Origin of the sequence: Azospirillum brasilense (assembly GCF_007827815.1) — a bacterium.
In the GTDB taxonomy this organism is placed as follows: domain Bacteria; phylum Pseudomonadota; class Alphaproteobacteria; order Azospirillales; family Azospirillaceae; genus Azospirillum; species Azospirillum brasilense_C.
The window spans coordinates 317,439-341,916 of sequence record NZ_VITH01000001.1 but is presented as its reverse complement, the minus strand read 5'-3'; the positions used below and the strand labels follow the sequence as shown (position 1 = coordinate 341,916).

Here is a 24,478-nt window from a genome sequence, read left to right as displayed (position 1 = left end):
ACGGACGCGGGGCGCGGCCCGCCGGCGGCGGCCGTGCCACAGGCGGGGCTTTATTGCGGCCCTGGTGGTTGTCAGCGGGCGCTCATCCACCAATGTGAACGGCAGCCGGGCGGTTCCAGGACCGCCCGGTTCCCACCCGGCATGCCCGCCGTTCGACACTCCATCAAGGAGGCGGCCCTAGAGGCCGAATTTATATGCGTCGTCACCGCCGCGCGAAGATCGTTGCCACGGTCGGTCCCGCCAGCAACACGCCTGAGATGCTGAAGCGGCTGTTCCTGGCCGGCGTCGATACCTTCCGCCTGAATTTCAGCCATGGGACGCACGAGGACCACGCCAAGGTCCACGCCGCCATCCGCGCGCTGGAAGCCGAGATGGGCCGCCCCATCGGCATCCTTCAGGACCTGCAGGGCCCGAAGATCCGCGTCGGCACCATCCGTGACGGCAAGATCACCGTCGCCGCCGGCGAATCGATCCGCTTCGTCCTGTCCGGCGCCGACGGCGACAAGACGGCGATCCCGCTGCCCCATCCGGAAATCTTCGCCGCGGTGATGCCGGGCCACAATCTTCTGATCGACGACGGGCGCGTGCGCGTCGCCGTGACCGGGCTGGGCGACGACTACATCGATGCCAAGGTGGTGATCGGCGGGACCATCTCGAACCGCAAGGGCGTCAACCTGCCCGACACGGTGCTGGAGCTGTCGCCGCTGACCGCCAAGGACCGCGTCGATCTTGCCTTCGGTCTGGAACTGGGTGTCGACTGGGTGGCGATGTCCTTCGTGCAGAAGCCCGCCGACCTGCTGGAGGCCCGCGGGCTGATCGGCGACCGCGCCGGGCTGATGTCGAAGATCGAGAAGCCGGCGGCGCTCGACCGCATCGACGACATCATCCGCCTGTCGGACTCGGTCATGGTCGCCCGCGGCGACCTGGGCGTCGAGATCCCGCACGAGGAGGTGCCGGGCCGCCAGAAGGAGCTGGTGCGCGCCTGCCGCCTCGCCGTGAAGCCGGTGATCGTGGCGACTCAGATGCTCGATTCCATGGTCAACGCGCCGACCCCGACGCGGGCCGAGGCGTCGGACGTGGCGACCGCCATCTATGACGGCGCCGACGCGGTGATGCTGTCGGCGGAATCGGCCAGCGGCGCCTTCCCGGTCGAGGCCGTGGAGATGATGGACCGCATCATCCGCAGCACCGAGCAGCACAAGCTCTACCGTTCCATCATCGACGCGTCGGACCCCGGCGAGGAGCAGACCGCGCCGCACGCCGTGGCCGCCGCCGCGGCCGATCTGGCCGAGGTGATCCACGCCTCGACCATCGTCGCCTACACCTCCAGCGGCACCACGGCCGCCCGCATCGCCCGCCGTCGCCCGGCGGTGCCGATCCTGGCGATCACGCCGCACGCCGCGGTGTCGCGCCGCTTGTCCCTGCTCTGGGGCGCGCACAGCGTCCTGTCCGCCGACATCCACACCTACGAGGAGATGGTCGAGCGGGCGCTCGGCTTCGCCAAGGAGGAGGGCTTCGCCAAGCCCAACGACCAGATGGTCGTGGTGGCCGGCATTCCGTTCGCCAAGGCGGGGACCACCAACAACCTGCGCGTGGTGCAGGTCGAGGGGTAAGGCGCGGGCGGCGGTTCGGTTGCCCCCTCCCTAACCCTCCCCCGCTGTCGCAGGGGAGGGGACCTATCTCCCTCCCCTGCGACAGCGGGGGAGGGCCGGGGTGGGGGCAAACCTTACGGCTTCTTGTACGTCTCGCTGTCCATATGGGCGAGCTGCGCCGCCGGGTAGCGCTCGCCCGCCGCAGCACCCGGCGGCAGGGCTTCGGCCAGTTGCGCCAGATCCTCCGCCGACAGGGTGAGGTCGAGGGCGCCCAGCGCCTCGGCCAGACGGTCGCGGCGGCGGGCGCCGACCAGCGGGACGATGTCGCGGCCCTGCGCCGCCACCCAGGCGATGGCGACCTGGGCCACCGAGCCGCCGATGCGCTGGGCGATGTCACGCAGGCGCTCGACCAGCGCCAGGTTCCGGTCCAGATTCTCGCCCTGGAAGCGCGGGCTGCGGCTGCGGAAATCCTGGCCCGCACGGTCCTTGCTCCAATGGCCGCTGATCAGGCCGCGCGACAGCACACCATAGGCGGTGACGCCGATGCCAAGCTCCCGGCAGGTCGGCAGGATGGCCTCCTCGATCCCGCGGGAGATCAGGGAGTATTCGATCTGCAGGTCGCTGATCGGGTGCACCGCGGCGGCGCGGCGGATGGTGTCCGGTCCGACCTCGGACAGGCCGATGTGGCGGATGTAGCCGGCCTTCACCAAGTCGGCCATGGCGCCCACCGTGTCCTCGATGGGCACGCTGGGGTCGAGGCGGGCCGGTCGGTAGATGTCGATGTGGTCCACCCCCAGCCGGCGCAGCGAATAGGTCAGGAAGTTCTTCACCGCCACCGGGCGGGAATCGTAGCCGTTCCAGCCCATCTGCGGATCGCGCAGGGCGCCGAACTTCACGCTGATCAGCAGCCCGTCGCGGTCGCGTTCGCGCAGGGCGTCGCGGATGAGCAGCTCGTTGTGCCCCATGCCGTAGAAGTCGCCGGTGTCGAGCAGCGTGATCCCGGCGTCGAGCGCCGCGTGGATCGTGGCGATGCTCTCCTCCTGGTCGGCGGGGCCGTAGAAGTCCGACATGCCCATGCAGCCGAGACCGATGACCGAACTGACGGGGCCGGCGGCCCCAAGCGTGCGCTGTTCCATGGTTTAGATCCTCTCCGTCCGTCGCGGCGCCGGTCCGGTGGCGCCGTGCCCTGGATGATGACCCGGCGCCATTGATCCGATAAGATGGACAATGCCGAACGGGCTGTTCGCTGCTTCGAACAATCGGACCGCGGAAATGGACGACACCGACCTGCGCGACCTGCACGCCTTCGCCGCCGTGGCGCGTCTTCGCAGCTTCCGCCGCGCGGCGCTGGAGCAGCGGGTGTCCGTCTCCAGCCTCAGCCAGCGGATGCGGGACCTGGAGGAGCATCTCGGCGTCCGCCTGCTGAACCGCACGACGCGCAGCGTCGCCCCGACCGAGGCCGGGGAGCAGCTTCTCCGCCGGCTGGAACCGGCCCTGGGCGAGGTGGCCGGCGCCCTGTCCGACCTGCGGGAGCGCCAGGGCCGACCGGCGGGGCGGCTGCGCATCAACGCTCCGGCCCCGGCGGCCGATCTGGTGCTGGCCCCGATGGTCACGCCCTTCCTGCGCCGCTTCCCCGAGGTGGAGCTGGAGATCACCGTAGACATGGCGCTGATCGACATCGTGGCGCGGGGCTATGACGCGGGTGTGCGCTACGAGGAACATCTGGCGCAGGACATGATCGCGGTGTCGCTCGGTTCGCCGCAACGCTACGTGCTGTGCGCGGCGCCGTCGGTTCTGGAGCGTTTCGGAGTGCCGCAACAGCCGGAGGACCTGCTGGGCAAGCCGACCATCTCCGTCGTCTACGCCAGCGGCGCCCACCCGCCCTGGGAGTTCGAGCGGGACGGGCGCGTGGTGCGCGTCCAGCCGGGCGGGCCCTTCCACGCCGGCCATGTCGGCGTTCAGGTCCGCGCGGCGCTGGACGGGCTGGGCTTCCTGCTGACCTTCGACGGCTATGTGGCCGATCACCTCGCGTCCGGCCGCCTCGTTGCCGTGCTGGAGGACTGGAGCCAGGGCTTTCCCGGCCCCTTCCTCTACTACCCGTCGCGCCGCCAGCCGCCGGCGGCGCTGCGCGCCTTTCTCGACTTCCTCAAGGACTGGCGCCGTCAGGCCGCTCCGTAGAGAGTCAGACGGTGCAGAGGAAGCGGCGCTCCCCGCCCTCCAGGACCAGCGCGGTCAGCCGGTTGGAGGCGTAGGCCCCGGTGTCGATGCCGATGCGGTTGGAGCGGATGTCCGGCTGCTCGACGATGGTGTGGCCGTGCACGACGAGCTTGCCGTGGTCGAGGTGGGAGGTCAGGAACTCCCGCCGGATCCACAGCAGGTCCTCGTCGCGCTGGCGGTGCAGCGGCAGGCCGGGACGGATGCCGGCATGGACGAACAGATAGTCGCCGATGGCGACGCTGGAGCGCAGCCCGGCCAGGAAGGCCCGGTGATGGGGCGGCAGGGCGGCGGCGAAGCGCTGGCGGGCTTCGTCCACATGCTCCGGCGGGGCGTCCTCGACGGGGGCCGGAACGCCGTAACTGGCCAGCGTCGCCCGCCCGCCATACTCCAGCCAGTCCGGCCCGGCCTCCGGCTTGTCGATGAAGTCCATCATCGCCGCCTCGTGGTTGCCGCGCAGGTGGATGGCGCCGAAGCCGGGCAGGGGCTCGCGGCACAGCCGTTCGATGACCATCGCGGAATCCGGCCCGCGGTCCACATAGTCGCCGAGGAAGACAAGATATTTGACAAGGTCGGCGCCGCTCGTCGCGTCGCGGTCGATCTGCGCCAGCAGCTGGTCGAGCAGATCCAGGCGTCCGTGGATGTCGCCCACCGCGTAGACGCGCACGCCCCGCGGCACATGGCTCGCGACGGGTTCCGGGTCCGACCACAGTTTGCGCGCAAAGCCGAACACGCTCCGCTCTCCTCCGTCCTTGATGGGTGGGTCCTGCCTTGACAGGATGGGGATGGTGGCGCGCGCACTCAAGTCGCACACCCGCTTGCCCGGCCCGGCGTCGCCAATTCATCCCATTGGGGCGAGTCGGACTGGAAAGAGGAGGTGCCGTCAAGGGGCCGGAATGGTTACTCCGGATGGCGTCGCTTCGGCGGTGGCGTCAGGAGCCGGGCATGGCCCGGTCCAGCGCCTCCAGCAGGCCGCCCAACCGGAACTCCACGGTTCGCCGGTCGAGCCGCGGCCAGTGATAGAGCTGGGTCGCGCCGCCGGCCTGCTTCTGGAACTCCAGCCGCAACGGGCGGTCGGAGCGGACCAGCGGCATCAGGCGCTCCATCGGGCCGCAGGTCAGGCCGATCCGCCGCGGCTCCTTGATCGCGGCGAAGCGCCTCAGCATCTCCGTCCCGGCGTCCTCGTCGGCGATCGTGCCCGCGGCGACCTGGGCCAGGAAGCGGGCGAATTCGGGCGGAGCCGCCTCCGCCGCGGCGCCGGTCTGCGGCCCCTCGTCGAGAGCGTCGGCGTCGAGAGCGTCGGCGTCGAGCGCGTTGGCGAGGTCGGACAGCTGGCGTGGCGTGTAGAAGCGCTGCGGCGGGGCGCCGTCGACCGCCAGAGTGACGGGGCGGGAAAGCGCGATGGGCTCGTCGAACAGGATGTAGAGGGAGGTGCAGGCCGCGTCGCGCACCGCGCTGATGCTCAACTCGCCGAGGCCGCCGCGGTTGTCGGCGAAGGGCTGGACAGCGGACACGGTGCAGCGCTGCCCGGTGCCCTCACCGGCGCAGACGACATCGGAGACGGGACCCTCCACGGCCAGGGCGGGTGTGGCGGTCCCCAGCCCGGCCACCAGAAGAAACAGCCCGATTCGGCGCGTCATCGGCACATCAACCCTCCTCCGGCGCATGATCTGAACAGGGGACGCTACCAGGGCCGGGCTTTCGTCCTGGTTAATGGTCCGCGGCGAACGGGATGGCGCGAACGTCCGGCCACTCCAATCCCGGTGCGGCGTTCTCGCCGGTCCGGACTCTGTTAGGATGTGGGAAAAGAAGGACAAGGGGGAGGGGCGCCATGGACGAGAGCCCGATCCGCGTGCGCCGGTTTCGCGAAATCCTGCTGTGGCCGGTGCAGTTGATGCCGCTGAAGGCGGGCGCACAGATCCAGAACCATTGGGAATGGCTGGGCGGGCCGGATTGCCCCTGGCAGGAGGTCGCGGACGAGTTCACCCAGGACCCCGGCGAATTCAGCGAGCGCCATTACAGCGAGTTCGTGTCCTTCCTGCCCTATGTGCAGCGCTTTCTCTATGGCGAGGGGGAATCGCGCGACCATCGGCCCGGCTATGGCGGTTCTCCGATCCGCGTTTTCCGGCGGCGCGACGTGGCGGCGCTGGCGGTCACCCTGCGGCGGGGGCAGGCGCCGCTGCGCTTCACCATCGCCCATGTCGATCTGCATTTCTTCCACGACGTCGACGTGGCGATCCTCGTCGTCGAACTGTTCGGCGAGGACCTGCCGCTGGACCGCGTGCAGGACACGCTGTTCCGGCTGGGCCGCACCTATCCGCCCGCCTGGGAGCCGGACGGCAGCGCGGCGCAATGCCCGCACCGCGTCGAATGGATCAGCGCCGACGGCGCCGTGCTCGCCGTTTCCGACTACGAGCGGAAGGCCGATTACCTGTCCTTCGTGTGCCGCCACCGGGCGCCGCGCATCGCCGCCCACTGGTCGTTCCTTCTGCGCCCCCTGGTCCACCACCATTCGGAGGAGACCGGGCTGCTGCGCTACCGCCAGCTTGAATATCAGCGGATGCCGGCCATGGCCTATCTGTCGCTGGACGAGCCGGAACGGCTGGAGCGGGCCGACTGGGTGCGGCTGGGCTTCGCCACGTCGCCCGGGCCGGGATCGGGGCCGGGACCGGGGCCGGGGGAGGCGATGCCCTTCGCCCCGGCCTTCCTGGAGGGGTTCGAGCAACGCTACTGCTACGACCGCTACTGGGACCCGCGGGCACCCGGCGCCTGGACGCGCAGCCGCATCCTGTGCTGCGGCCATTCACTGGTCATGGTGGGGCCGGAGGGCGACGCCTTCTTCACCGACGCGGAAACCGGGCTGCTCGGCCAGTTCCGGCACCAGTATTTCCTGCTGGGGCTGGTCGTGCATTTCCACCGGGCGGCCCTGGTGATGCTGTCCGACCGGCTGGTGCTGGCGGTCAGCCAACTCGACATTGGCACCGTGGAGTCGGTGAAGCGGTTCAAGCGCGACATCCGGCAAGTGTTCGAGATCTTCCTGCGCTTCACCCACCGCTACTGGTTCCACGAGCTGTCGATTCAGGGGCCGCTGCGCGACCTGTTCCGCCTGTGGGCCGGGCATCTCGGCACCGACCGTCTCTACGCCGAGGTGCGGGACGAGGTTCAGGACATGTCCGATTACCTCGACAGCGACGGGCTGCGGCGGCAGGCCAACACGGTGCTGCGGCTGACCGTGGTGACGGTGGTCAGCACCATCGGCACGCTGGTCACCGGTTTCCTCGGCATGAACCTGCTCGCCATGGCCGACGACCCGCTGCCGGCGCGCGTACTGTTCTTCCTGTTCGTCCTGCTGGCGACGGTCGGGCTGATCGCCTTCAGCGTGATGCGGTCCAAGCGGCTGGCCGATTTCCTGGAAGCCCTGTCCGACGAGCGGCTGCCGGGGCGGAGCAAGCTGGCGCTGCTGGGGAAGGTCTGGGAGCGCCCGAGTCGCCGCGCCGGGCCGCCCTTCTGATCCGGTGGAAATGGAATTTACAGGAAGACCGGAAGGATAGGGCGTCGGTGCCACGAATGGAGGGGGCAGGCGCCAAAGAACAGGCGGGGTACAGGAACCAGCCGGTCAAGCTCGCGTTCTTCTCAGCGAAAGCTCCACATTTAGGGGGACGCCATGACCATCGGCACCATTCTGCTCATCATTTTGATTCTCGTTCTGATCGGCGCGGTTCCGGCTTGGCCGCACAGCCGCGGTTGGGGTTACGGCCCCAGCGGCATCCTCGGCGTGCTGCTGATCGTCCTGATCGTGCTTCTGCTGATGGGCCGGATCTGACGGGCAAGCCACACCGGCTTACCGGCGCGGGCGCCGTTCCCGTTCCGCCACCGGCCCCTGGGCGTCACGCTCCGGGGCTGCGGCCGGGACGGGAACGGCGCCCGTTGCGCATGACGAACATCAGCCAGCCGATCGGCCCCAGAATCAGCACCATCACCACCCAGCCGGCCCGCGGGCCGAAGGGGCAGCGCGTGCCGGGCGGGGGACGCCACGGACCACCGCGCCGCGACAGCATCACGTGAAGGAGAGGCGCGCCGTACAAGGCGAACAGGATCAGCCAGGGTGCAAGGTCTTGTGCCATGGCGGCATGCTACCCCAAAACGGGTGGCCGCTCCCACCACGGAGCGGCGGGAGCCATGCCCTCGACGCTTGTTCGGTGATGTGTCCAAATGGTAATACCGCAACGCAGGGATGGACTTCATGCGTATGGGGCATGGTTGCACCGCAGCGTGGCGGACGACTATCCTCGGCGGTGTCCGATATGCCGAAAGGCCGGTGTCATGGCGGTTGAGATCGAACGGCGCTTTCTGGTGCGGAGGGACATCCGTCCCCTGTGCCGAAACGGCCTGTCCATCATCCAGGGCTATCTGCCCTCCGACGATGGCCGGACGGTGCGGGTCCGGGTCGCCGGCCCGGACGCCACCCTGACCGTCAAGGGTCCCCGCCGCGGCCTGTGCCGCGACGAGGTCGAACACCCGCTTCCCCTCGACCTCGCCCTCGGCCTGCTGCGCCACAGTTGCCGCGGCGGCCTGATCGAGAAGACCCGCTACCTCGTCCACCATCATGGTCTCTGCTGGGAAATCGACGTGTTCGGCGGCGAGAACGCCGGTCTGGTGATCGCCGAGGTCGAATTGTCCCACGCCGACCAGGTCGTCCCACTTCCCGATTGGGTGGGGGCGGAGGTCACGCACCGGGCGGCCTACAGCAATTCCGCCCTGTCGCGCAGCCCGATCCGCCACTGGGTCAGCGCGGCCTGAGAGGTCTTCCGGAAAAAAGAAGCCCCGGTCCAAAGGGGAGACCGGGGCCAAGGCTGCGTGGATGACTGTGTGCAGCGCAGCAATCCGCGTGCCAGATTGTGCGGACACGCCGGCGTTGCGCCGAAAGAGGAACGCAGAGCGCCGCCGCCCTGTTGCCAAAGAGCCGTCCGGACGGGCGGCGGGCAACGGCGAACGGGAGTCTGGCACGATGGCTCAATACGAGAACCGGTGGAAGGACGAGGCCCGCAACGTGGACGAGGACGACCGCCGCGACGTCCGCGAGCGCAACGAATTTGGGCGTGGCGCCTACGGCGCAGGCGGTTATCCCCGGAGTGACTACGAAAGTGGCGGTTCCGGCGGGCGCGATCCCAGCCGCCGCTGGGGCAGCGACTGGGGCCACGCCGAGCGTGGATGGCATCACGATGACCGGATGCGCGATGACCGGACACAGGGTGACCGCTACCGCGACGAACCCATCGGCATGGCTCGGGAACGCAATTTCTGGGAGCAGGCCGGTGACGAGGTCGCCTCTTGGTTCGGCAACGACGACGCCGAACGCCGCCGCGAAGAGGACGAGCGGCGCGCCCAGTTCCGCGGGCGCGGCCCACGGGGCTACACCCGCTCGGACGAGCGGATCCGCGACGATCTGAACGACCGGCTGACCGAGGACCCCTATCTCGACGCCAGCGACATCGCGGTGTCCGTGTCGGGCGGCGAGGTCACGTTGGACGGCACGGTGGACGACCGCATGGCGAAGCGCCGCGCTGAGGATTTGGCCGACGCCATTTCCGGAGTACGCCACGTCCAGAACAACCTGCGCCTGCGTGAACCGGGCGGCACCATGGCTTTCTGAGTCCGCCACCGAGGCGCCGCCGGAACGCCCCCGCACCGACCAGCGCGGGGGCGTTGGCGCGTCCGGTCAATGGGCGGTGGTGCTGCCGGCGTCTTCGGCCATGAAAGGGCTGTATTGCTTGTCCACCGACTGGATGTGCTCGATGAACCATTCCTTCAAAAGCAGGATCAGGTCGATGCGGAGCATCATCTCGTTGTCGTCGTCGTTGTCCAGCGACAGCTTGTGCACCTCGTCGATGAAGTAGCGGTGGGCGGCCCGGTGGGCATCGAGGCCGGGATAGCCCTGCCGCTCCATCAGCGCCTCCTCCCGCGCGAAATGCACGGTCGTGTATTCCTGCAAGCCCCCCAGCAGCCCGGACAGGCTGGAGCGGTCCTTCTCCGCGATGCCGGCCCTGAGTAGATGGTTGAACATGTCGAGCAATTTTCTGTGGTCGTCGTCGAGAACTTCGACGCCGACGCTCATCGATTTATCCCAGGCAACATGTTGCATCGGATCAATCCTTCCAGAGGGCCGGGTCAGCCGAGTATAGGGGGCGCGGAAATCTTGGGATGCGATGTTAAAACCGGCAACCGCGGCGGCACAAGCGGCAAAAAACCGCAGGCCGGAGGTTGCGCCGCACCCTGTGACCTTGTGGGCCGGCAAAGGATGTGCTTCCCCGCGCGCCGTCCAGGCATTATGAAAATGCAAGGGATCTGCGGAGTTCGGGACGATGGCGCTGCTGGACGATATTCTGGAGAAGAAGCGGGTTCTGGACGACGCCCGGCCGATGCCGCTGACGGTGGTCCGCGATCTGGCCGACCGTTTCGAACGCGGCCTGACCACCGCCTGTCTCCTCGTCGAGGGGGTGGAACTGTCCCCGGACGACATCCGCATGGTGCTGGACCGTGGCGCGGTGCTGCGCAGCCGTCCGGCCGACCCGCAGCGCCTCGTGCTCAACCACCGCTCCGCGCTGGAACTGATGGCCCGCCTGTCCTTCCAGGGCGGCGGCGTGGTGACGGAGCGCACCATCGCGGCCTTCCATGGCGTGCTGTACCAGGGGATCGACACCAACGCCGGGCGTTACCGGGAGGGCCCGCTGAAGGACGACGCCGGCGCCTCCCCCGATCCGGCGAAGGTGCGGGTGTCGATGTCGGCTCTGTCGGGCTGGCTGCGCCGGACGGAAGCGGGGCCGGAGGCCGCCTTCGAGGCGCATCACCGGCTGATGAGCGTCCGCCCCTTCTTCCAGGGCAACGCCGCGACCGCGCTTCTGCTGTGCAACCTGATCCTGAACCGCGCCGGCTTCCCGCCGGTGGTGGTGACCGACGAGGATCGCGAAATGTACGGCGCGATGGTTGAGCGCGCCTGGTCGCTGGGCGACAAGACGCCGTTCCGCGACCTGATGATGCGGCTGCTCGACCGCAGCCTGAACCTGTGCCTGCGCAGCGCCGCCCGCGCCCTCCGCGATTTCGAAGCGGCCGATGACGACGAGGGCGGCCTCGGCGCCGCCCTTGACGACGGCTACGAGGACGGTTACGGCCGGCGCCCCTGAGGCCGTCTGACGTCAGCCGCGGGCCGGCAGCAGCAGGCGCGACGGGCGGGAACCGCCGCCGTGGATCAGCAGGGTGATCGGCTGCGCGTCGACCAAGCGGGTTTCGCCCGGCTCCGCTCCGGTTCCCGGATTGACGGGGTAGGCCGGGAAGCAGGACCCGGCGAGGCTGAGGCGCAGCGCCGCGCCGGCTGGCAGGGTTGCGCAGAGGGCGCGCAGGGCCACCGGCATGGGGCGCTGCTCGCCGCCCGGCTCCACCCGCGCGTGCCCCTGGCTGAGCGGCAGGACGCGCCCGTCGGGCAGCACGGCGGACAGGACGGCGCTGACGTCGAAGGACGGCGCGTCGGCTTCCACCCAGACTTCCAGGGCAATGCGGCCGGCCAGCGTCAGCGGCGCCGCGAGCGGGGCGGTGTCGTAGACCGCCACATCGGGGCGGGCGTCGGTGGCGGCGCGGTCGTGCGGGCCGGCGTCCGGCACGGCGTGGCCACCCACGGTGGGCACCGGGTCGCGCGGGTCATGGACCAGCACGTCGAGGAACGCCTCATCCGGGGCGTCGTCGTACAGGGTGCCGCCGCGCCGCGCGGCGAGGCCGTCGCTCGACAGATGCAACGGCTGCGCTGCGGGCGGCAGGGCCGGCAGGTCGCGCCAGCGGCGCTCCAGAACGTCGAACAGGCGGATCGGCCCGCCGCGGTCGGCGCCGTTCATCTCCCCCTTCAGGAAACGCTCGAACCAGCCGAGTTGCAGGGCATCGAAGGACGGGAGATCGGTCGGCTTCGGGCTGTCGAGCCCGGCATGGACGGCCACGCCATGGCGGTCCCACGGGCCGACCAGCAGACGGACGGTGCCGTCGCCGCCGGCGGACAGCGCCTCGTGCGCCGCCAGCGTGCCGGTCAGGCGGGGGTCGTACCAGCCGCCGATCTGAAGGACCGAGACCTCGCCGACGCCCCCGGACAGGGCGTGGCGGGGGGACAGATCGTCCCAGCTTCCGCCCGGACCGGGCGTGGTCAGCCAGTCGTCGTAATGGCAGTGGCGCGCATAGTCCCGCAGCACCCGTGGACGGGACGGAATCTCGTCGTCGAGCGGCAGGCTGCGGATCGCCTCCAGGAGCGCGCGGTAAGCCGCGCCATCCTCCAGCCGGCGGGCGGACTCCGCCGCGCAGTGCAACGCCCAGCCCATCGCGTCGGCCAGCCGGAAAGCGCCGCCCTCCGTCGCCCAGTCGGTGAAGACATCCCAGCCGGCCAGCGCCGGAACCGCCGCGCGCAGAGCGGCGGGCCGCTCGGCCAGGGCCAGGAGCTGCGCCATCCCGGCGTAGCCGCTGCCGTACAGGCCGACCGTGCCGTTGGAACCGGGCAGGGAGGCCGCCCAGGCCACCGCGTCGGCGCCGTCCTCGCGCTCCGCCTCGAAGGGGCGGAACCGGCCCTCCGACGTGCCCCGCCCGCGCACATCCTGCACCACGACGACGTAGCCGCGGGCGGCGTACCAGCGCGGGTGCGCGTAATGGCTGGTCATCGCCGTGCGCCGCCCGCAGGCCAGACGCAGCAGCAGGACCGGCCAGGGGCCGACCCCGTCGGGACGGTAGAGGTCGGCGTCCAGCCGCACTCCGTCGCGCGTCCGCATGGAAACGGTTTCGGGCGGCCGGACGGCCAGGAGAGGCGGCTGTTCGAGAATCACCGGGGCCATATGGGTCATGGGGCGCCCTGCCGAGCAACTGTGACCGGCAACTCTCGCAAGCGCTGTGCCATGACCGGCGGATGGCCGTCGCGACGTTCCCTCTCCCGCCCCGGGAGAGGGAAGGGGCCCGCGCAACGCGCGGGAAGGGTGAGGGTACCGGCAACAGGTTGGTGTCTGATCCTTGGCAGCACCCTCACCCGGCGCCTTCGGCGCCACCCTCTCCCGGGGCGGGAGAGGATGCTTAAACGATGGGCAGACGCCTCTCCGGAAGGCGGTTTTACGAATCGTAGCTCATCAGCGAGACGCTGGGCACGTCCAGCTTGTCGCGGCCGTTGAGGAAGGTCAGCTCGACCAGGAAGGCGGCGGCGCGGACGTCGGCGCCGACGCGGCGCAGCAGGCTGATCGCCGCGGCCATGGTGCCGCCGGTCGCCAGCAGATCGTCCAGGACGACCACACGCTGGCCGGGCTTCACGGCGTCGGCCTGAACCTCGATGGTGTCGGTGCCGTACTCCAGGTCGTAGGAATGGGCGACCTTGTCGCCGGGCAGCTTGCCGTGCTTGCGCACCATGATGAAGCCGGTGCCGAGCGCCAGGGCCAGCGGGGCGGCGATCAGGAAGCCGCGGGATTCGATGCCAACCAGCAGCTCCGGCTTGTGCGGGCGCAGCGCCTCGGCGAGCTGGTCCACCGCTTCCTTCCACGCCTCGGCGTGAGCCAGCAGCGGGGAGATGTCGTAGAAGAGGATGCCGGGCTTGGGGAAGTCGGCGATGCCGCGGATGTGGTTCTTCAGATCGATGGGGTTCGGCATGGTGAAAAGGTTCCTGTGCAACGGCGGCGCCATACTATCGGGGCGGCGGTCCGCGTGCAAACCGCCGCTGCGCGGCTGTTTTTCCCCGGCTTGAGGTTGACCATCGGGGGGGCTTGCGGCCAAGTTCCTCTCCACAAGCACGAGCATTGCCGCATCGCGGCACCGGAAGGGAAGGGCAGGACGGGGCATGGCGCGCGAAAGGGCGTGGTTGGAATCGTCGCGCGCCGGCGACGGTGAATGGCGGCTGACGGCTCTCGGCCACTGGGACCTGAAGGCCGCGGGCGGGCTCTCGGGCGCGCTCGACGGCTTCGCGCTGGACGGCGGCGGGGCGGTCAGCCTCGACCTGTCGCGGCTGGACGCCATGGACACGGTTGGCGCCTATCTGCTGTCCGCCCTGTCCGACCGGCTGAAGGCGGCGGGCCACGGCGTCGATCTGGCCGCCATCCGCCCGGAGCACGCCGCCCTGTTCGACGCCGTGCGCGAGGTCGGTCCCCCGCCGGTCGAGCGGGCGCAGACGCACCGCCCCATCCTCGACATGCTCGAGCGCACCGGGCGCACCGCCGTCGACGGGCTGCGCGAGGGGCGGGACCTGCTGTCCTTCCTCGGCCTGATCGCCATCACCTTCGGACGGCTGATCGTGAATCCGCGGCGGCTGCGCTTCCGCTCGGTGATGTTCCACATCGAGCAGACCGGGCTGAACGCCCTGCCGATCCTCGGGCTGCTCTCCTTCCTGATCGGCGTGGTTCTGGCCTTCCAGGGAGCGGACCAGCTCCGCCGCTTCGGGGCGGAGCTGTTCGTGGTCAATCTGCTGGGCGTGTCGATCCTGCGCGAGATCGGCATCCTGATGACCGCCATCATCGTGGCGGGGCGCTCCGGCTCCGCCTTCACCGCGCAGATCGGCACCATGAAGGTGAACCAGGAGGTGGACGCCATCAGCACGCTGGGTCTGGACGTGGTGGAGCTTCTGGTGGTGCCGCGCGCGCTGGCCCTGATGATCACCCTGCCGCTGCTGGCCTTCTACGCGGACATCATGGGGCTGTTCGGCGGTGCGGTGATGAGCTACGCGACGCTGGACATCACCTTCGGGCAGTTCATCCGCCAGCTTCACGGCGCCGTCACGCTGCCGCATTTCCTGGTTGGACTGGTGAAGGCGCCGGTCTTCGCGCTGGTGATCGCCATGGTCGGCTGTTACGAGGGTCTGAAGGTTTCCGGCAGCGCCGAGAGCGTGGGCACGCTGACCACCAAGTCGGTGGTCGAGTCCATCTTCCTGGTGATCGTCCTGGACGCGGTCTTCTCCGTCCTGTTCTCCTTCCTCAGGCTGTGAGGGACCGTGGCGCCTTTCGACGATGACCAACGGACCGGTGCGCAGGAGGCGGTGATCCGCGTGCGCGGGCTGGTCACCCGCTTCGGCCCGCAGGTGGTCCATGACGGGCTCGACCTCGACGTGCGGCGGGGCGAGGTGCTGGGCGTGGTCGGCGGCTCCGGCACCGGCAAGTCGGTCCTGCTCAAGGAGATCCTCGGCCTGATCCGCCCGGCGGACGGCCGGATCGAGCTGCTGGGCCGTGACACCGCCGGCCTGCCGGAATCGGAGCGGGTGGCGCTCCAGGCGCGCACCGGCGTGCTGTTCCAGAACGGCGCGCTGTTCAGCTCCATGACCGTGGCGCAGAACGTCATGGTTCCGCTGCGCGAGCACACCGACCTCTCGGCGGCGCTGTCGGCGGAGATCGCGCGGGTGAAGATCGCCATGTCCGGCCTGCCGGCCAACGCCGGGACCAAGTTCCCGTCGGAGCTGTCGGGCGGCATGATCAAGCGCGCCGGTCTGGCCCGCGCGCTGGCGCTCGACCCCGACATCCTGTTCCTCGACGAGCCGACGGCCGGGCTGGACCCCATCGGCGCCGCCGCCTTCGACCAGCTCATCCGCAACCTTCAGCGCAGCCTGGGGCTGACCGTCTTCATGGTCACCCACGACCTGGACAGTCTGACCTCCATCTGCGACCGCATCGCCGTGTTGGTGGACAAGAAGATTCGCGTGGGCACGCTGGAGGAGCATCTCCGCGACCCGCATCCCTGGATTCACGACTATTTCCACGGACCGCGCGGCCGCGCCGCGCGCCATGCAGAAAGCTGACCGGACGCCATGGAAACCCGCACCAGCTACATCCTCGTGGGCAGCTTCGTGTTGGCCTTGCTCGCCGGCCTCTTCGTCTTCACGGTCTGGGTCGCCAAGATCCAGCTGGAGGAGACGCGCCAGCCCTATTACATCTACTTCACCGGCTCGGTGACCGGCCTTCAGGAGGGCAGCCCGGTGCGCTACCGCGGCATTCCCGTGGGCACGGCGACCGACATTCGCCTGGACCCCAACGACGTCAGCCGCGTGCGCGTGCGGATCGAGGTGCAGGAAGGCACGCCGATCAAGACCGACTCGATCGCCTCGCTGGAGGTGCAGGGCATCACCGGCGGCGCCTACGTCCAGATTTCCGGCGGCACGGAGATGAGCGAGCTTCTGCGCACAGCGCATGACGGCGGCATCCCGGTGATCCCGTCGCGCCCGTCGTCGCTGACGGTGTTCGTCGACGCCGCGCCGCAGCTTCTGAACCGGGCGCTCGATCTGACCAACCGGGTGGCCGACCTGCTGACCCCGCAGAACCAGGCGGCCATCGCCGAGATCCTGGCCAACACCCGCACGCTGACCGGCGAGTTGGCCCGCGCCAGCCAGGGGCTGGACACCACGCTCGCCCAGGCCAACCGCACGCTCCAGGGCTTCGAGACGGTCGGGCCGCAGCTTGGCCAGACGATGGAGCAAGCGCAGCGCACGCTGGCCGCGGTGGAGAGCGGCACCAAGACGCTGACCGGCGATCTGAGCACGCTGGCCGGGTCGCTGAACAAAACCGCCAACCAGCTCAACGCCATGATCGGCGAGAATCGCGGGGCGGTCCGCGACTTCACCGGCGGCGGGCTGTATGAACTGACCTTGCTGATCTCGCAGTTGCGCGACCTGTCGGGGCAATTGTCCCGCGTCGTCACGCGGATCGAGAACGACCCGTCGAACTTCCTGTTCGGCGGAACCCGCCAGGGCGTGGAGGTGCGTGGACGATGATGAGCCGTTTGGTGACCAGCCGTTTGGTGACGAGCCGTTTGATGAAGGCGATGGCGGCGCTGCTGGCGGCCGGCCTGATGAGCGGCTGCGCGGCGCTGAACCCGACAGCACCCAGCCTGTACACGCTGACGCCGGGAACCGTGGCGGAGTCCGGGCCGCCGCCGGTAAGCTGGCAGTTGCTGGTGGAGCCTCCTGCGGCCAGCGCCGGCATCGACACGCCGCGCATCGCGGTCACCCGCTCCGCCACCGCGCTCGACTACTTCGCCGGGGTATCCTGGGCCGACCGGGCGCCGAACATGGTGCAGGGGCTGATCGTCCAATCCTTCGAGGACAGCCGGCGGATCGTCTCGGTCGGGCGGGATTCGGCGGGGCTGCGCTCCGATTTCCTGCTGAAGACGGAACTGCGCGATTTCCAGGCGGAGTTCAGCGACGCCAACGCCACGGCGCCGGACCGGGTGCGGGTGCGGCTGTCGGCCAAGCTGGTCGCCATGCCCAATCGGACCATCGAGGCGGGCGAGACCTTCGACGCCGTGGTCCCGGTGCGCGGGGCGGACTTCACCGACGTGATCGCCGCTTTCAACACGGCGCTGGGTCAGGTTGAGGGCGCTTTGGTGGATTGGACGCTGCGGCGGGGCGAGGCAGTGTTCCGTGCGGAGGCCGGCCGTAGCCGTTCGGCGGGCTCCCGTTAAGGAAAGCGCTTGCTATGCGTACAAAGCCTCATACGTAATAGGGATGTGGGACGGGCAGGGGCTGACGGGGCAGAGCATCCGATGATGGAGCTTTCGGAGCTTTCGCGCGACGAATTGCAGGCGATGTCGGAGGCAGCGCGGGAGGTCCGGCTGTGCCAGCGGGTGCTCGCCAAGACCGGCGACACGGTGGTGGGGGAGCTGTTGCGCGGGCACGGCACGCTCTACGAATGGCGCCACTACCCGCCGGGCGACGTCTACGACGCCGAGTATCACGCCCAGTATTATTACCACTGCCACCCCGAGGACGAGCGGCCCGACGGCGAGCACGGGCACTTCCACACCTTCCTGCGCCCGCTCGGCATGCCGCCGGGCATGGTGCCGCTGCCGCTGCGGGACTACGAGGAGCCGGACAACCCCAACGACGCGCTGTCCCATCTGGTGGGGATCGCCATGGACGTGGCGGGGCAGCCGGTCCGCCTGTTCACGACGAACCGCTGGGTGACCGGCGAGACTTGGTACGCGGCGGACGACGTGATCCGCATGCTCGATAGCTTCACGGTGGACCACGCCCGGCCGTCCTGGCCGGCGAACCGCTGGATCACCGCGATGATGCGGCTGTTCCGGCCGCAGATTCTCAGCCTGCTGGAGGAGCGCGACCGCACGGTCGCCGCCTGGAGCGACCGCCATCCCGACGGCTGGGTCTACGAGGACCGCTCGCTGGAGGTGACGTCGCAGATCCTGATTTCGGTGGAGGAGCAGATCGCGACGGTGGAGCACGCGCTGCGCGGCGTGCGGCGGCGGACCTCCGTGCTGCCGGAGCCGCCGCGCTTCGTCACGCCTTAACGCCGATGGGGAGGCTGCCGCCGGTTACACCGGCAGCAGCGCCTTGCCCGTGGTGCCCGGCACCTGCCGGGCCTGGGCCATCACCGCCTTCTGAACCTTCTCGAAGGCGCGCACCTCGAGCTGGCGCACGCGCTCGCGCGAGACATGGAAGTGCTGGCTCAGCTCCTCCAGGGTCAGCGGCTCGTCGCGCAGGCGGCGGGCCACCAGGATCTGCCGCTCGCGGTCGTCGAGAACGCCCAGCCCCAGCTTGAGGAACTGCTGGCGGCGCTTACGCTCCTGCGCGCCGGCCAGGATCGCCTCCTGGTCGGGGCCCTCGTCGGCCAGCAGGTCCAGCCATTCGCTGTCGCCATCCTCGGCCAGGGTGGCGTTCAGCGAGCGGTCGGTACCCAGCCGGCGGTTCATCTCGATCACGTCGGCCTGGGAGACGTCCAGCGTCGTCGCGATGCTCTCCACCGCTTCCGGCGACAGGTCGCCGCCGAAGGTGCCGTTCTCGGCGTCCTGCAACTGGGCCTTGAGGCGGCGCAGGCTGAAGAACAGCTTCTTCTGGGCCGCCGTGGTGCCGATCTTCACCAGCGACCAGTTGTGCAGCACATATTCCTGGATCGCCGCGCGGATCCACCAGGAGGCGTAAGTGGCGAAGCGGAATCCCTTGTCGGGGTCGAACTTCTGCGCCGCCTGCATGACGCCGACGTTGCCCTCGGCGATGAGGTCGGACAGCGGCAGGCCGTAGCCCTGATAGCCGCGGGCCATTTTGAAAACGAGCCGGAGGTGGCTGCCGATCAGCTTGTCGAGGGCGCGGCGGTCCTGCCGCTCCCGCCAGCGGATGGCGAGGTCGCGTTCCTGCTCGGGGGTGAGGTAGTCGTACTTGCGGGTTTCTTTTAGAAAGAGGGTGAGGGGTTCGCCAGAAACTGCCAGTTCCGTCAAAGAGCTTCTCCTGATTCCGGCATCCTCGGGAAACACCCTGCAATGGACCGATGCTCCCTGGCCCGGCTGGCCGGCGGGGCCATCGGAGCGGGGTGGGATCGGCTGTGGCCCAGGGCCGGCCGTGACTGTGTGGATGTCGGCAAGAGCTTAGAAATAAGAGATCGCCGGCGCGGTTCAAGGGGTGGGGGGAAAGAAAGTATCCGCAGCCGAAAAACGGGAACTCCCCCGGAACGACCGCGTTGGGGGTCGGTCGGGCCGGTCGGAATCGGCCCAGTGACCGCCAACGGAGGGCCACGCCCATGGACCTCGATCCGCTGCTTCTGTCACGAATCCAGTTCGCTTTCGTGATTTCTTTTCACATTCTTTTCCCCTCTTTTACGGTGGGGCTCGCCTGCTGGATCGCCGTTCTGGAGGCGCGTTGGCTGATCTCCGGCAAGGCGCTGTACCGCAGCCTGTCGGAATTCTGGACTCGGATCTTCGCCATTTCCTTCGGCATGGGCGTGGTCTCGGGAATCGTGATGACCTACCAGTTCGGCACGAACTGGAGCCGCTGGTCCGACATCGTCGGCAACGTTCTGGGTCCGCTGATCCAGTACGAGGTGGTGACCGCCTTCTTCCTGGAGGCCGCCTTCCTCGGCATCCTCCTGTTCGGGCGGGACCGCGTGCCGCGGGGCATCCATTTCCTGGCGGCGGTTCTGGTGGCGACCGGCACGGTGCTGTCCTCTTTCTGGATTCTGTCGGCGAACAGCTGGATGCACACCCCGGCGGGGGCGGAGCTGCGCGACGGGCGGTTCTTCGTCACCGACTGGTGGGCGGTGGTGTTCAACCCCTCCTTCCCCTACCGGCTGGCCCACATGCTGACCGCGATGTTCCTGACCACCGGGTTCGTGGTGGCCGGCATCAGCGCCTTTTACCTGCTGCGCAACCGCTTCCTGGAGCACGCGCGGGTCGGCCTCAGCATGTCGCTGGCGCTCATTACCATCCTGGCGCCCTTGCAGATCTTCCTCGGCGACCTGCACGGGCTGAACACGCTGGAGCACCAGCCGGCCAAGATCGCCGCGATGGAAGGCCATTGGGAGGGTGGGGCGCGGGCGCCGCTGATCCTGTTCGCCATCCCCGACAACGAGGCGGAGACCAACCACGCCGAAATCGCCATTCCCGCCCTGTCGAGCCTGATCCTGACCCACGAGTGGGACGGGGTGGTTCCCGGCCTGAAGAACTTCCCGGTGACGGACCGCCCCAACCCGGAAATCCTGTTCTGGACCTTCCGCATCATGGTGGGGATCGGCATGATCATGCTGGCGGTGGCGCTGATCCATCTGGTGCAGCGGGTGCGCGGAAAGCTCTACAGCCCGCACTGGTTCCACAAGCTCCTGGTCGGCTGCATGCCGCTGGGCTTCATCGCCATCCTGGCCGGCTGGTTCACCACCGAGATCGGGCGCCAGCCCTGGGTGGTCTACGGCATGATCCGCACGGCGGACGCGGTGACCCCGGCGCTGACCGGCGGCGCGGTGCTGACCTCGCTGATCGTTTTCATGGTGGTCTACACGATCATTTACGGGGCCGGGACCTATTACCTGTTCCGGCTGCTGACCATCGGCCCGGCGCGGCTGAACGACGAGGATCTGGAGGTCCCGGCGGTGGCGCAGGGCCACCAGCCGAAGCGGCCCCTGTCGGTGCCCGGCGAATCCATCGAACCCGCGGAGTGACGCCCATGGAAGGCAGCCTGCTGACCCTCGCCTGGGTCGCCATCGTCGGTTTCGCCGTCTTCATGTATGTGCTGATGGACGGCTTCGACCTCGGCATCGGCATCCTCTACCCCTTCGCCCCCAGCGAGGAGGCGCGGGACGTCATGATGAACTCGGTGGCGCCGGTCTGGGACTTCAACGAGACGTGGCTGATCCTCGGCGGGGCGGGGCTGTTCGCGGCCTTTCCCATCGCCTACGCCGTCGTCCTGCCGGCCATGTATCTGCCGCTGCTGGTCATGCTGATCGCGCTGGTCTTCCGCGGCGTCGCCTTTGAGTTCCGCTTCAAGGCGCGGAGCAGCCTCCATCTGTGGAACAAGGCCTTCTTCCTGGGCTCGCTGCTCGCCACCTTCGCGCAGGGGGTGGTTCTCGGCTCCTTCATCCAGGGGATTGAGGTGGAGGGGCGCAACTTCGCCGGGACCATGCTGGACTGGCTGACCCCCTTCAGCCTGTTCTGCGGCGTGGCGCTTATCGCCGGCTACGCGCTGCTGGGGAGCACGTGGCTGATCTGGCGGACCATCGGCATTCTTCAGGACTGGTGCTTCCGCGTGGCGCGGCGACTCCTCATCGTGGTTCTGCTTCTGGTCGCTGCGGTCAGCCTATGGACGCCCTTCCTCGACGCCTCCATCGCCGCGCGCTGGTTCTCGGTTCCCAACATCCTGCTGCTGTCGCCAGTGCCTCTGATGGTCGGCTTCCTCGCCTTCGGCCTGTGGCGGGCGTTGGACGAGGGGCGGGAGGTGCTGCCCTTCGCTTTTGCCATGGGATTGTTCGCCCTGTCTTATCTGGGGCTGGCGATCAGCCTCTGGCCGGTGCTGATCCCGCCGGGAATCACCATCTGGCAGGCGGCGGCACCGCCGGAGACCCAGGTCTTCCTGCTGATCGGCATGGCCTTCCTGATTCCGACGATCCTGATCTACACCGCCTACAGCTATTGGGTTTTCCGCGGCAAGGTGACGGGCGCCATCGGTTATCATTGATGGCGGCTGCCATTGAGCCGGAGCCTGCCCCTGGCGTACAACAGCCGACCCCTTCCGACGGAGACCGCGCCATGACCCCAGACACCGCCCCGGACATCAGCTTCGCCGAGGTGATGCTGCGCAAGGGCGCGGAACTGCTGCAGAGCACGGTGCCCGAGGACGCGGCCGAGGAGGCGGTGAACATCATGGCGCGCCGTCTCGCCATCGCCGCGACGATGGACGCGCCGCTGGTCGTCCACGCCGAGGGCGGCGGGCGGCCGGAGATGTTCGAGGAGGCGATGCGGCTGGCCGGAGTGTCCGCCGGGGAGCGCGCCGCCGCCCTGGCCGAGGCCCGGCAGGCCGAGCGCGCCGTGGTGTTCGAGTTCGACGGCACCGGCCCGCTGACCGGCAACCGTGTGGTCGCCGCGGTGATCCGCCCGGAGGACCGGCCGGACCTTCTGGAGGCTTACATCGCCATCGGGCGCCTGCGCGACGGGACCGCCCAGGTGACCGTCGCCCCGGCGACCCTGCGCCTCGACGCCCGCGCGCTGGCGGAGACGCTGGCGCTGATCGGTCCGGCGGCGCAGCACAGCCTCAACGCCGCCAACGCCGCGATGGCCCACGCGGCGAACATCACGGCTTTGCCGGGGCATGAGCTGGACAGCATGCCGGGCGCCCTGGTCGCGCTCTACTGGCATGCCTTCTGCCTGTCCTCGGCCCGCACGCGGCTGCGCCCCACCGGGCCGAACGCGCCGACCCTGCATTGAAGGCCGGGAAACGGCCCGTGAGGGTGCTGTTCCGCGCCGACGCCGGGGCCTCCATCGGGGCCGGGCACGTCATGCGCTGCCTCGCCGTGGCGGAGGCCGTGCAGGAACTGGGCGGCGACGCCCTGTTCGCCGCGGCGAGCCTGCCATCGGCTTTGGAGGAACGTCTGCGCGCTGCCGGCATGGCCGTTCACCGGACCGACGCGGCCCCCGGCAGCGCCGCCGACCTTGCCGCGACGCGCGCCATTGCGGTGGAAGCCGGTACCACGGCCATCGTGCTGGACGGTTATGGATTCTCCGACGGCTGGCGGGCCGGGCTGGCCGAAACGGGGCTGCCCATCCTGGCCTTCGACGACGCCGGAACGGGGGAGCCGATCCACGCCGGGCTGATCGTCAACGCCGCGCCGGACGCCGCGTCGCTGCCCTACCACAAGGGCAACCCCGACGCCCGGCTGCTGCTCGGCCCCGCCCACGCGCCGCTGCGGCGGGAGGTGCGGGAGGCCGCGACGGCCGCCAAGCCGCCGTTGGAGGAACGCCACAGCTTGCTGGTCACCTTCGGCGGCTCCGACCCGTTGGGGCTGACGGCTCCGGTGATCGAACGCCTCGCCCCCCGCCTGCCGCCCGGCGTTTGGCTGGACGTGGCGATCGGCGGGGCGGTGCGCGACGCGGCTGCGGTGGAGGCTGCAGCGGGGCGTTTCAAAGACAGCGTGCGGCTGCACCGCGACACGCCGCGCATGGGGCAGTTGATGGCGCAGGCCGGGCTGGCCGTCTCGGCGGCGGGCACCACGACGGGGGAGCTTGCGGCCATCGGCACGCCTGCCGTGCTCGTCACCATCGCCGACAACCAGTTGGAGGCCGCCCGCCAATCGGAGGCTCTGGGCTGGTGTGCCCTGGTGCCCGGACAGACCGAGGGGGCTCCGGAGCGGATCGCGGACGTCGCGCTGGAGCTGTGGGCCGATCCGGCGCGGCGGGGGACCATGGCGGGCAAGCTGGCGGGGATCGTCGATGGCCAGGGCGCCTTGCGCATCGCGCGGGCACTGGCGGAGGCCGTTATAAACTCCGGCGCTCGCATTAACCCTCTCCCCTCTGGGGAGAGGGGGGGGTGAGGGGGATGCGCTTTTGCCGGACGTGCCGCCACGGGCATCCCCCTCACCCTCCCCACGCCTGCGGCGCGGGTCCCCTCCCTCTCCCCGGAGGGGCGAGGGCGATGACAGTCGGCGCTCTTACCCCGCGGTGAAGCCGCCGTCCACGGGCAGCACCGTCCCGGTCACCCAGCGTCCGCTGTCGGCCAGCAGATAGGCCACGGCATCGGCCACGTCCTGCGGCGCGCCGTAGCCCAGCGGGTGGGCGGCGGCGAGCGCGGCGCTCTGCTCCGCCGGCAGCATGGCGAACTGCTTCTCCGCCTTGGCGCCCAGCACCACCGCCGGGGCCACCACATTGACGCGGATGCGCTTGTCGGCCAGTTCCAGCGCCAAGGACTGCGCGACCGAGACCAGCGCCGCCTTGCTCGCGGCGTAGAGCGAGCGGCCCTTCTGACCCTTCAGCCCGGCGACCGACCCGACATAGACGATCGACCCGCCGCCCGGCGCGACGACGCCCTTCTGGTGGAAGGCGCGGGCCAGCATCAGCGACGCCCCGACGTTCAGCGTGAAATAGCGGTCGAACTGCGCCCGGTTGACCTGCCGCAGCACGGAGTAGCCCTGCTCCGACGCGGAATGGACCAGCCCGGCGAAGGGACCGCCCGACTCCGCCAGCCCCTTCATCCAGCCGGGAATGGCGTCGAGGTCGGTCAGGTCGAAGGGAGCGACGCTGTGCCGCTCCGGCCCGTCCAGCAGGGCGCGGGTGGCCTCCAGAGCGTCGGCGCGCCGGCCGACCAGCGTCAGCGCGGCACCCAGCCCGGCCAGCGTCCGGCAGATCTCCCGACCGATGTCGCTGTCGGCGGAGGCCCCGGTCACCAGCAGGCGCCGTCCCGTGAGGTCGAGCGGGTTGCGCATGGTCCG

The 24,478-nt window shown here is 69.6% G+C and carries 25 protein-coding genes; 16 read left to right on the top strand and 9 right to left on the bottom strand.

Translation table 11 applies throughout. From position 1 onward, the window contains the following. The first annotated feature begins 194 nt into the window (after nucleotides 1-194). Entirely contained in the window at nucleotides 195-1,613 is a 1,419-nt protein-coding gene (gene pyk / locus FBZ83_RS01590) for a pyruvate kinase (RefSeq protein WP_014198596.1), read from the top strand. Nucleotides 1,614-1,726: 113 nt separating this feature from the next. Here the strand turns inward: pyk and FBZ83_RS01585 are convergent, their stop codons facing one another. Continuing rightward, entirely contained in the window at nucleotides 1,727-2,728 is a 1,002-nt protein-coding gene (locus FBZ83_RS01585; protein WP_145680769.1) for an aldo/keto reductase, read from the bottom strand. A 136-nt stretch (nucleotides 2,729-2,864) separates the two neighbouring features. Between FBZ83_RS01585 and FBZ83_RS01580 the strand changes: the two genes are divergently transcribed. Continuing rightward, the gene (locus FBZ83_RS01580; protein WP_145680768.1) at nucleotides 2,865-3,770 is read left to right on the top strand and encodes a LysR family transcriptional regulator; all 906 of its coding nucleotides are present in this window, start codon (nucleotides 2,865-2,867) and stop codon (nucleotides 3,768-3,770) included. Between the two features lie 4 nt (nucleotides 3,771-3,774). On the opposite strand, the gene FBZ83_RS01575 is transcribed toward FBZ83_RS01580, so the two are convergent. Both FBZ83_RS01575 and FBZ83_RS01570 read right to left on the bottom strand, forming a co-directional pair. Next, nucleotides 3,775-4,539, bottom strand: a complete 765-nt coding sequence (locus FBZ83_RS01575; RefSeq protein ID WP_145680767.1) for a metallophosphoesterase family protein — start codon at nucleotides 4,537-4,539, stop codon at nucleotides 3,775-3,777. 199 nt (nucleotides 4,540-4,738) lie between these two features. Further along, a complete protein-coding gene (locus tag FBZ83_RS01570; RefSeq protein WP_145680766.1) occupies nucleotides 4,739-5,446 on the bottom strand; it encodes a hypothetical protein in 708 nt (235 codons plus the stop codon). A 191-nt stretch (nucleotides 5,447-5,637) separates the two neighbouring features. On the opposite strand from FBZ83_RS01570, the gene FBZ83_RS01565 reads away from it, so the two are divergent. Continuing rightward, nucleotides 5,638-7,317, top strand: coding sequence for a CorA family divalent cation transporter (locus FBZ83_RS01565; RefSeq protein ID WP_145680765.1), 1,680 nt, complete (start codon nucleotides 5,638-5,640; stop codon nucleotides 7,315-7,317). Between the two features lie 153 nt (nucleotides 7,318-7,470). Continuing rightward, nucleotides 7,471-7,629, top strand: a complete 159-nt coding sequence (locus tag FBZ83_RS01560; RefSeq protein WP_145680764.1) for a DUF3309 family protein — start codon at nucleotides 7,471-7,473, stop codon at nucleotides 7,627-7,629. A 64-nt stretch (nucleotides 7,630-7,693) separates the two neighbouring features. Here the strand turns inward: FBZ83_RS01560 and FBZ83_RS01555 are convergent, their stop codons facing one another. After that, on the bottom strand, nucleotides 7,694-7,930 hold the full coding sequence (locus tag FBZ83_RS01555; RefSeq protein ID WP_109071676.1) for a hypothetical protein: 237 nt from the start codon (nucleotides 7,928-7,930) through the stop codon (nucleotides 7,694-7,696). A 199-nt stretch (nucleotides 7,931-8,129) separates the two neighbouring features. Here FBZ83_RS01555 and FBZ83_RS01550 point away from each other — a divergent pair, with 199 nt between their 5' ends. Further along, complete coding sequence (locus tag FBZ83_RS01550; protein WP_145672281.1) at nucleotides 8,130-8,606, top strand: CYTH domain-containing protein; 477 nt, start codon at nucleotides 8,130-8,132, stop codon at nucleotides 8,604-8,606. A 208-nt stretch (nucleotides 8,607-8,814) separates the two neighbouring features. Then, on the top strand, nucleotides 8,815-9,459 hold the full coding sequence (locus FBZ83_RS01545) for a BON domain-containing protein (protein ID WP_145680763.1): 645 nt from the start codon (nucleotides 8,815-8,817) through the stop codon (nucleotides 9,457-9,459). Between the two features lie 66 nt (nucleotides 9,460-9,525). Here the strand turns inward: FBZ83_RS01545 and FBZ83_RS01540 are convergent, their stop codons facing one another. After that, nucleotides 9,526-9,948, bottom strand: coding sequence for a bacteriohemerythrin (locus FBZ83_RS01540; protein WP_145680762.1), 423 nt, complete (start codon nucleotides 9,946-9,948; stop codon nucleotides 9,526-9,528). Nucleotides 9,949-10,168: 220 nt separating this feature from the next. Between FBZ83_RS01540 and FBZ83_RS01535 the strand changes: the two genes are divergently transcribed. Further along, a complete protein-coding gene (locus FBZ83_RS01535) occupies nucleotides 10,169-10,987 on the top strand; it encodes a Fic family protein (protein WP_145680761.1) in 819 nt (272 codons plus the stop codon). Nucleotides 10,988-10,999: 12 nt separating this feature from the next. Here FBZ83_RS01535 and FBZ83_RS01530 read toward each other — a convergent pair whose 3' ends face one another. After that, nucleotides 11,000-12,601, bottom strand: a complete 1,602-nt coding sequence (locus FBZ83_RS01530) for a CocE/NonD family hydrolase (RefSeq protein ID WP_247888091.1) — start codon at nucleotides 12,599-12,601, stop codon at nucleotides 11,000-11,002. 331 nt (nucleotides 12,602-12,932) lie between these two features. Continuing rightward, nucleotides 12,933-13,448, bottom strand: a complete 516-nt coding sequence (locus FBZ83_RS01525; protein ID WP_035678983.1) for an adenine phosphoribosyltransferase — start codon at nucleotides 13,446-13,448, stop codon at nucleotides 12,933-12,935. Between the two features lie 199 nt (nucleotides 13,449-13,647). Here FBZ83_RS01525 and FBZ83_RS01520 point away from each other — a divergent pair, with 199 nt between their 5' ends. The 5 genes from FBZ83_RS01520 to FBZ83_RS01500 all read left to right on the top strand — a co-directional run bounded on the left by FBZ83_RS01520 (nucleotide 13,648) and on the right by FBZ83_RS01500 (nucleotide 18,089). Beyond that, on the top strand, nucleotides 13,648-14,784 hold the full coding sequence (locus tag FBZ83_RS01520; protein WP_145680759.1) for an ABC transporter permease: 1,137 nt from the start codon (nucleotides 13,648-13,650) through the stop codon (nucleotides 14,782-14,784). Between the two features lie 6 nt (nucleotides 14,785-14,790). Continuing rightward, nucleotides 14,791-15,588: an ABC transporter ATP-binding protein gene (locus tag FBZ83_RS01515; protein ID WP_145680758.1), complete on the top strand. Its 798-nt coding sequence runs from the start codon at nucleotides 14,791-14,793 to the stop codon at nucleotides 15,586-15,588. 9 nt (nucleotides 15,589-15,597) lie between these two features. Beyond that, entirely contained in the window at nucleotides 15,598-16,557 is a 960-nt protein-coding gene (locus tag FBZ83_RS01510; protein ID WP_145672264.1) for an MlaD family protein, read from the top strand. After that, complete coding sequence (locus tag FBZ83_RS01505; protein WP_247888090.1) at nucleotides 16,554-17,246, top strand: ABC-type transport auxiliary lipoprotein family protein; 693 nt, start codon at nucleotides 16,554-16,556, stop codon at nucleotides 17,244-17,246. Before FBZ83_RS01510 ends, FBZ83_RS01505 begins: the two co-directional genes overlap by 4 nt. Nucleotides 17,247-17,327: 81 nt before the next feature. Next, entirely contained in the window at nucleotides 17,328-18,089 is a 762-nt protein-coding gene (locus FBZ83_RS01500; RefSeq protein WP_145680757.1) for a DUF6969 family protein, read from the top strand. A gap of 24 nt (nucleotides 18,090-18,113) precedes the next feature. Here FBZ83_RS01500 and rpoH read toward each other — a convergent pair whose 3' ends face one another. Further along, nucleotides 18,114-19,013 carry an RNA polymerase sigma factor RpoH gene (gene rpoH, locus FBZ83_RS01495; RefSeq protein ID WP_040134236.1) on the bottom strand — a complete coding sequence of 300 codons (900 nt, stop codon included), beginning with the start codon at nucleotides 19,011-19,013 and terminating at the stop codon, nucleotides 18,114-18,116. Nucleotides 19,014-19,312: 299 nt separating this feature from the next. On the opposite strand from rpoH, the gene FBZ83_RS01490 reads away from it, so the two are divergent. The 4 genes from FBZ83_RS01490 to pseG all read left to right on the top strand — a co-directional run bounded on the left by FBZ83_RS01490 (nucleotide 19,313) and on the right by pseG (nucleotide 23,584). Beyond that, the gene (locus FBZ83_RS01490; RefSeq protein WP_145680756.1) at nucleotides 19,313-20,722 is read left to right on the top strand and encodes a cytochrome ubiquinol oxidase subunit I; all 1,410 of its coding nucleotides are present in this window, start codon (nucleotides 19,313-19,315) and stop codon (nucleotides 20,720-20,722) included. Between the two features lie 5 nt (nucleotides 20,723-20,727). Further along, nucleotides 20,728-21,735, top strand: a complete 1,008-nt coding sequence (gene cydB, locus FBZ83_RS01485) for a cytochrome d ubiquinol oxidase subunit II (protein ID WP_145680755.1) — start codon at nucleotides 20,728-20,730, stop codon at nucleotides 21,733-21,735. Between the two features lie 71 nt (nucleotides 21,736-21,806). After that, complete coding sequence (locus FBZ83_RS01480; protein WP_145680754.1) at nucleotides 21,807-22,481, top strand: hypothetical protein; 675 nt, start codon at nucleotides 21,807-21,809, stop codon at nucleotides 22,479-22,481. Between the two features lie 17 nt (nucleotides 22,482-22,498). Next, the gene (gene pseG, locus FBZ83_RS01475) at nucleotides 22,499-23,584 is read left to right on the top strand and encodes a UDP-2,4-diacetamido-2,4,6-trideoxy-beta-L-altropyranose hydrolase (protein WP_145680753.1); all 1,086 of its coding nucleotides are present in this window, start codon (nucleotides 22,499-22,501) and stop codon (nucleotides 23,582-23,584) included. A gap of 117 nt (nucleotides 23,585-23,701) precedes the next feature. On the opposite strand, the gene FBZ83_RS01470 is transcribed toward pseG, so the two are convergent. Beyond that, nucleotides 23,702-24,472, bottom strand: a complete 771-nt coding sequence (locus tag FBZ83_RS01470; RefSeq protein WP_145680752.1) for an SDR family NAD(P)-dependent oxidoreductase — start codon at nucleotides 24,470-24,472, stop codon at nucleotides 23,702-23,704. Between the last annotated feature and the right edge of the window lie 6 nt (nucleotides 24,473-24,478).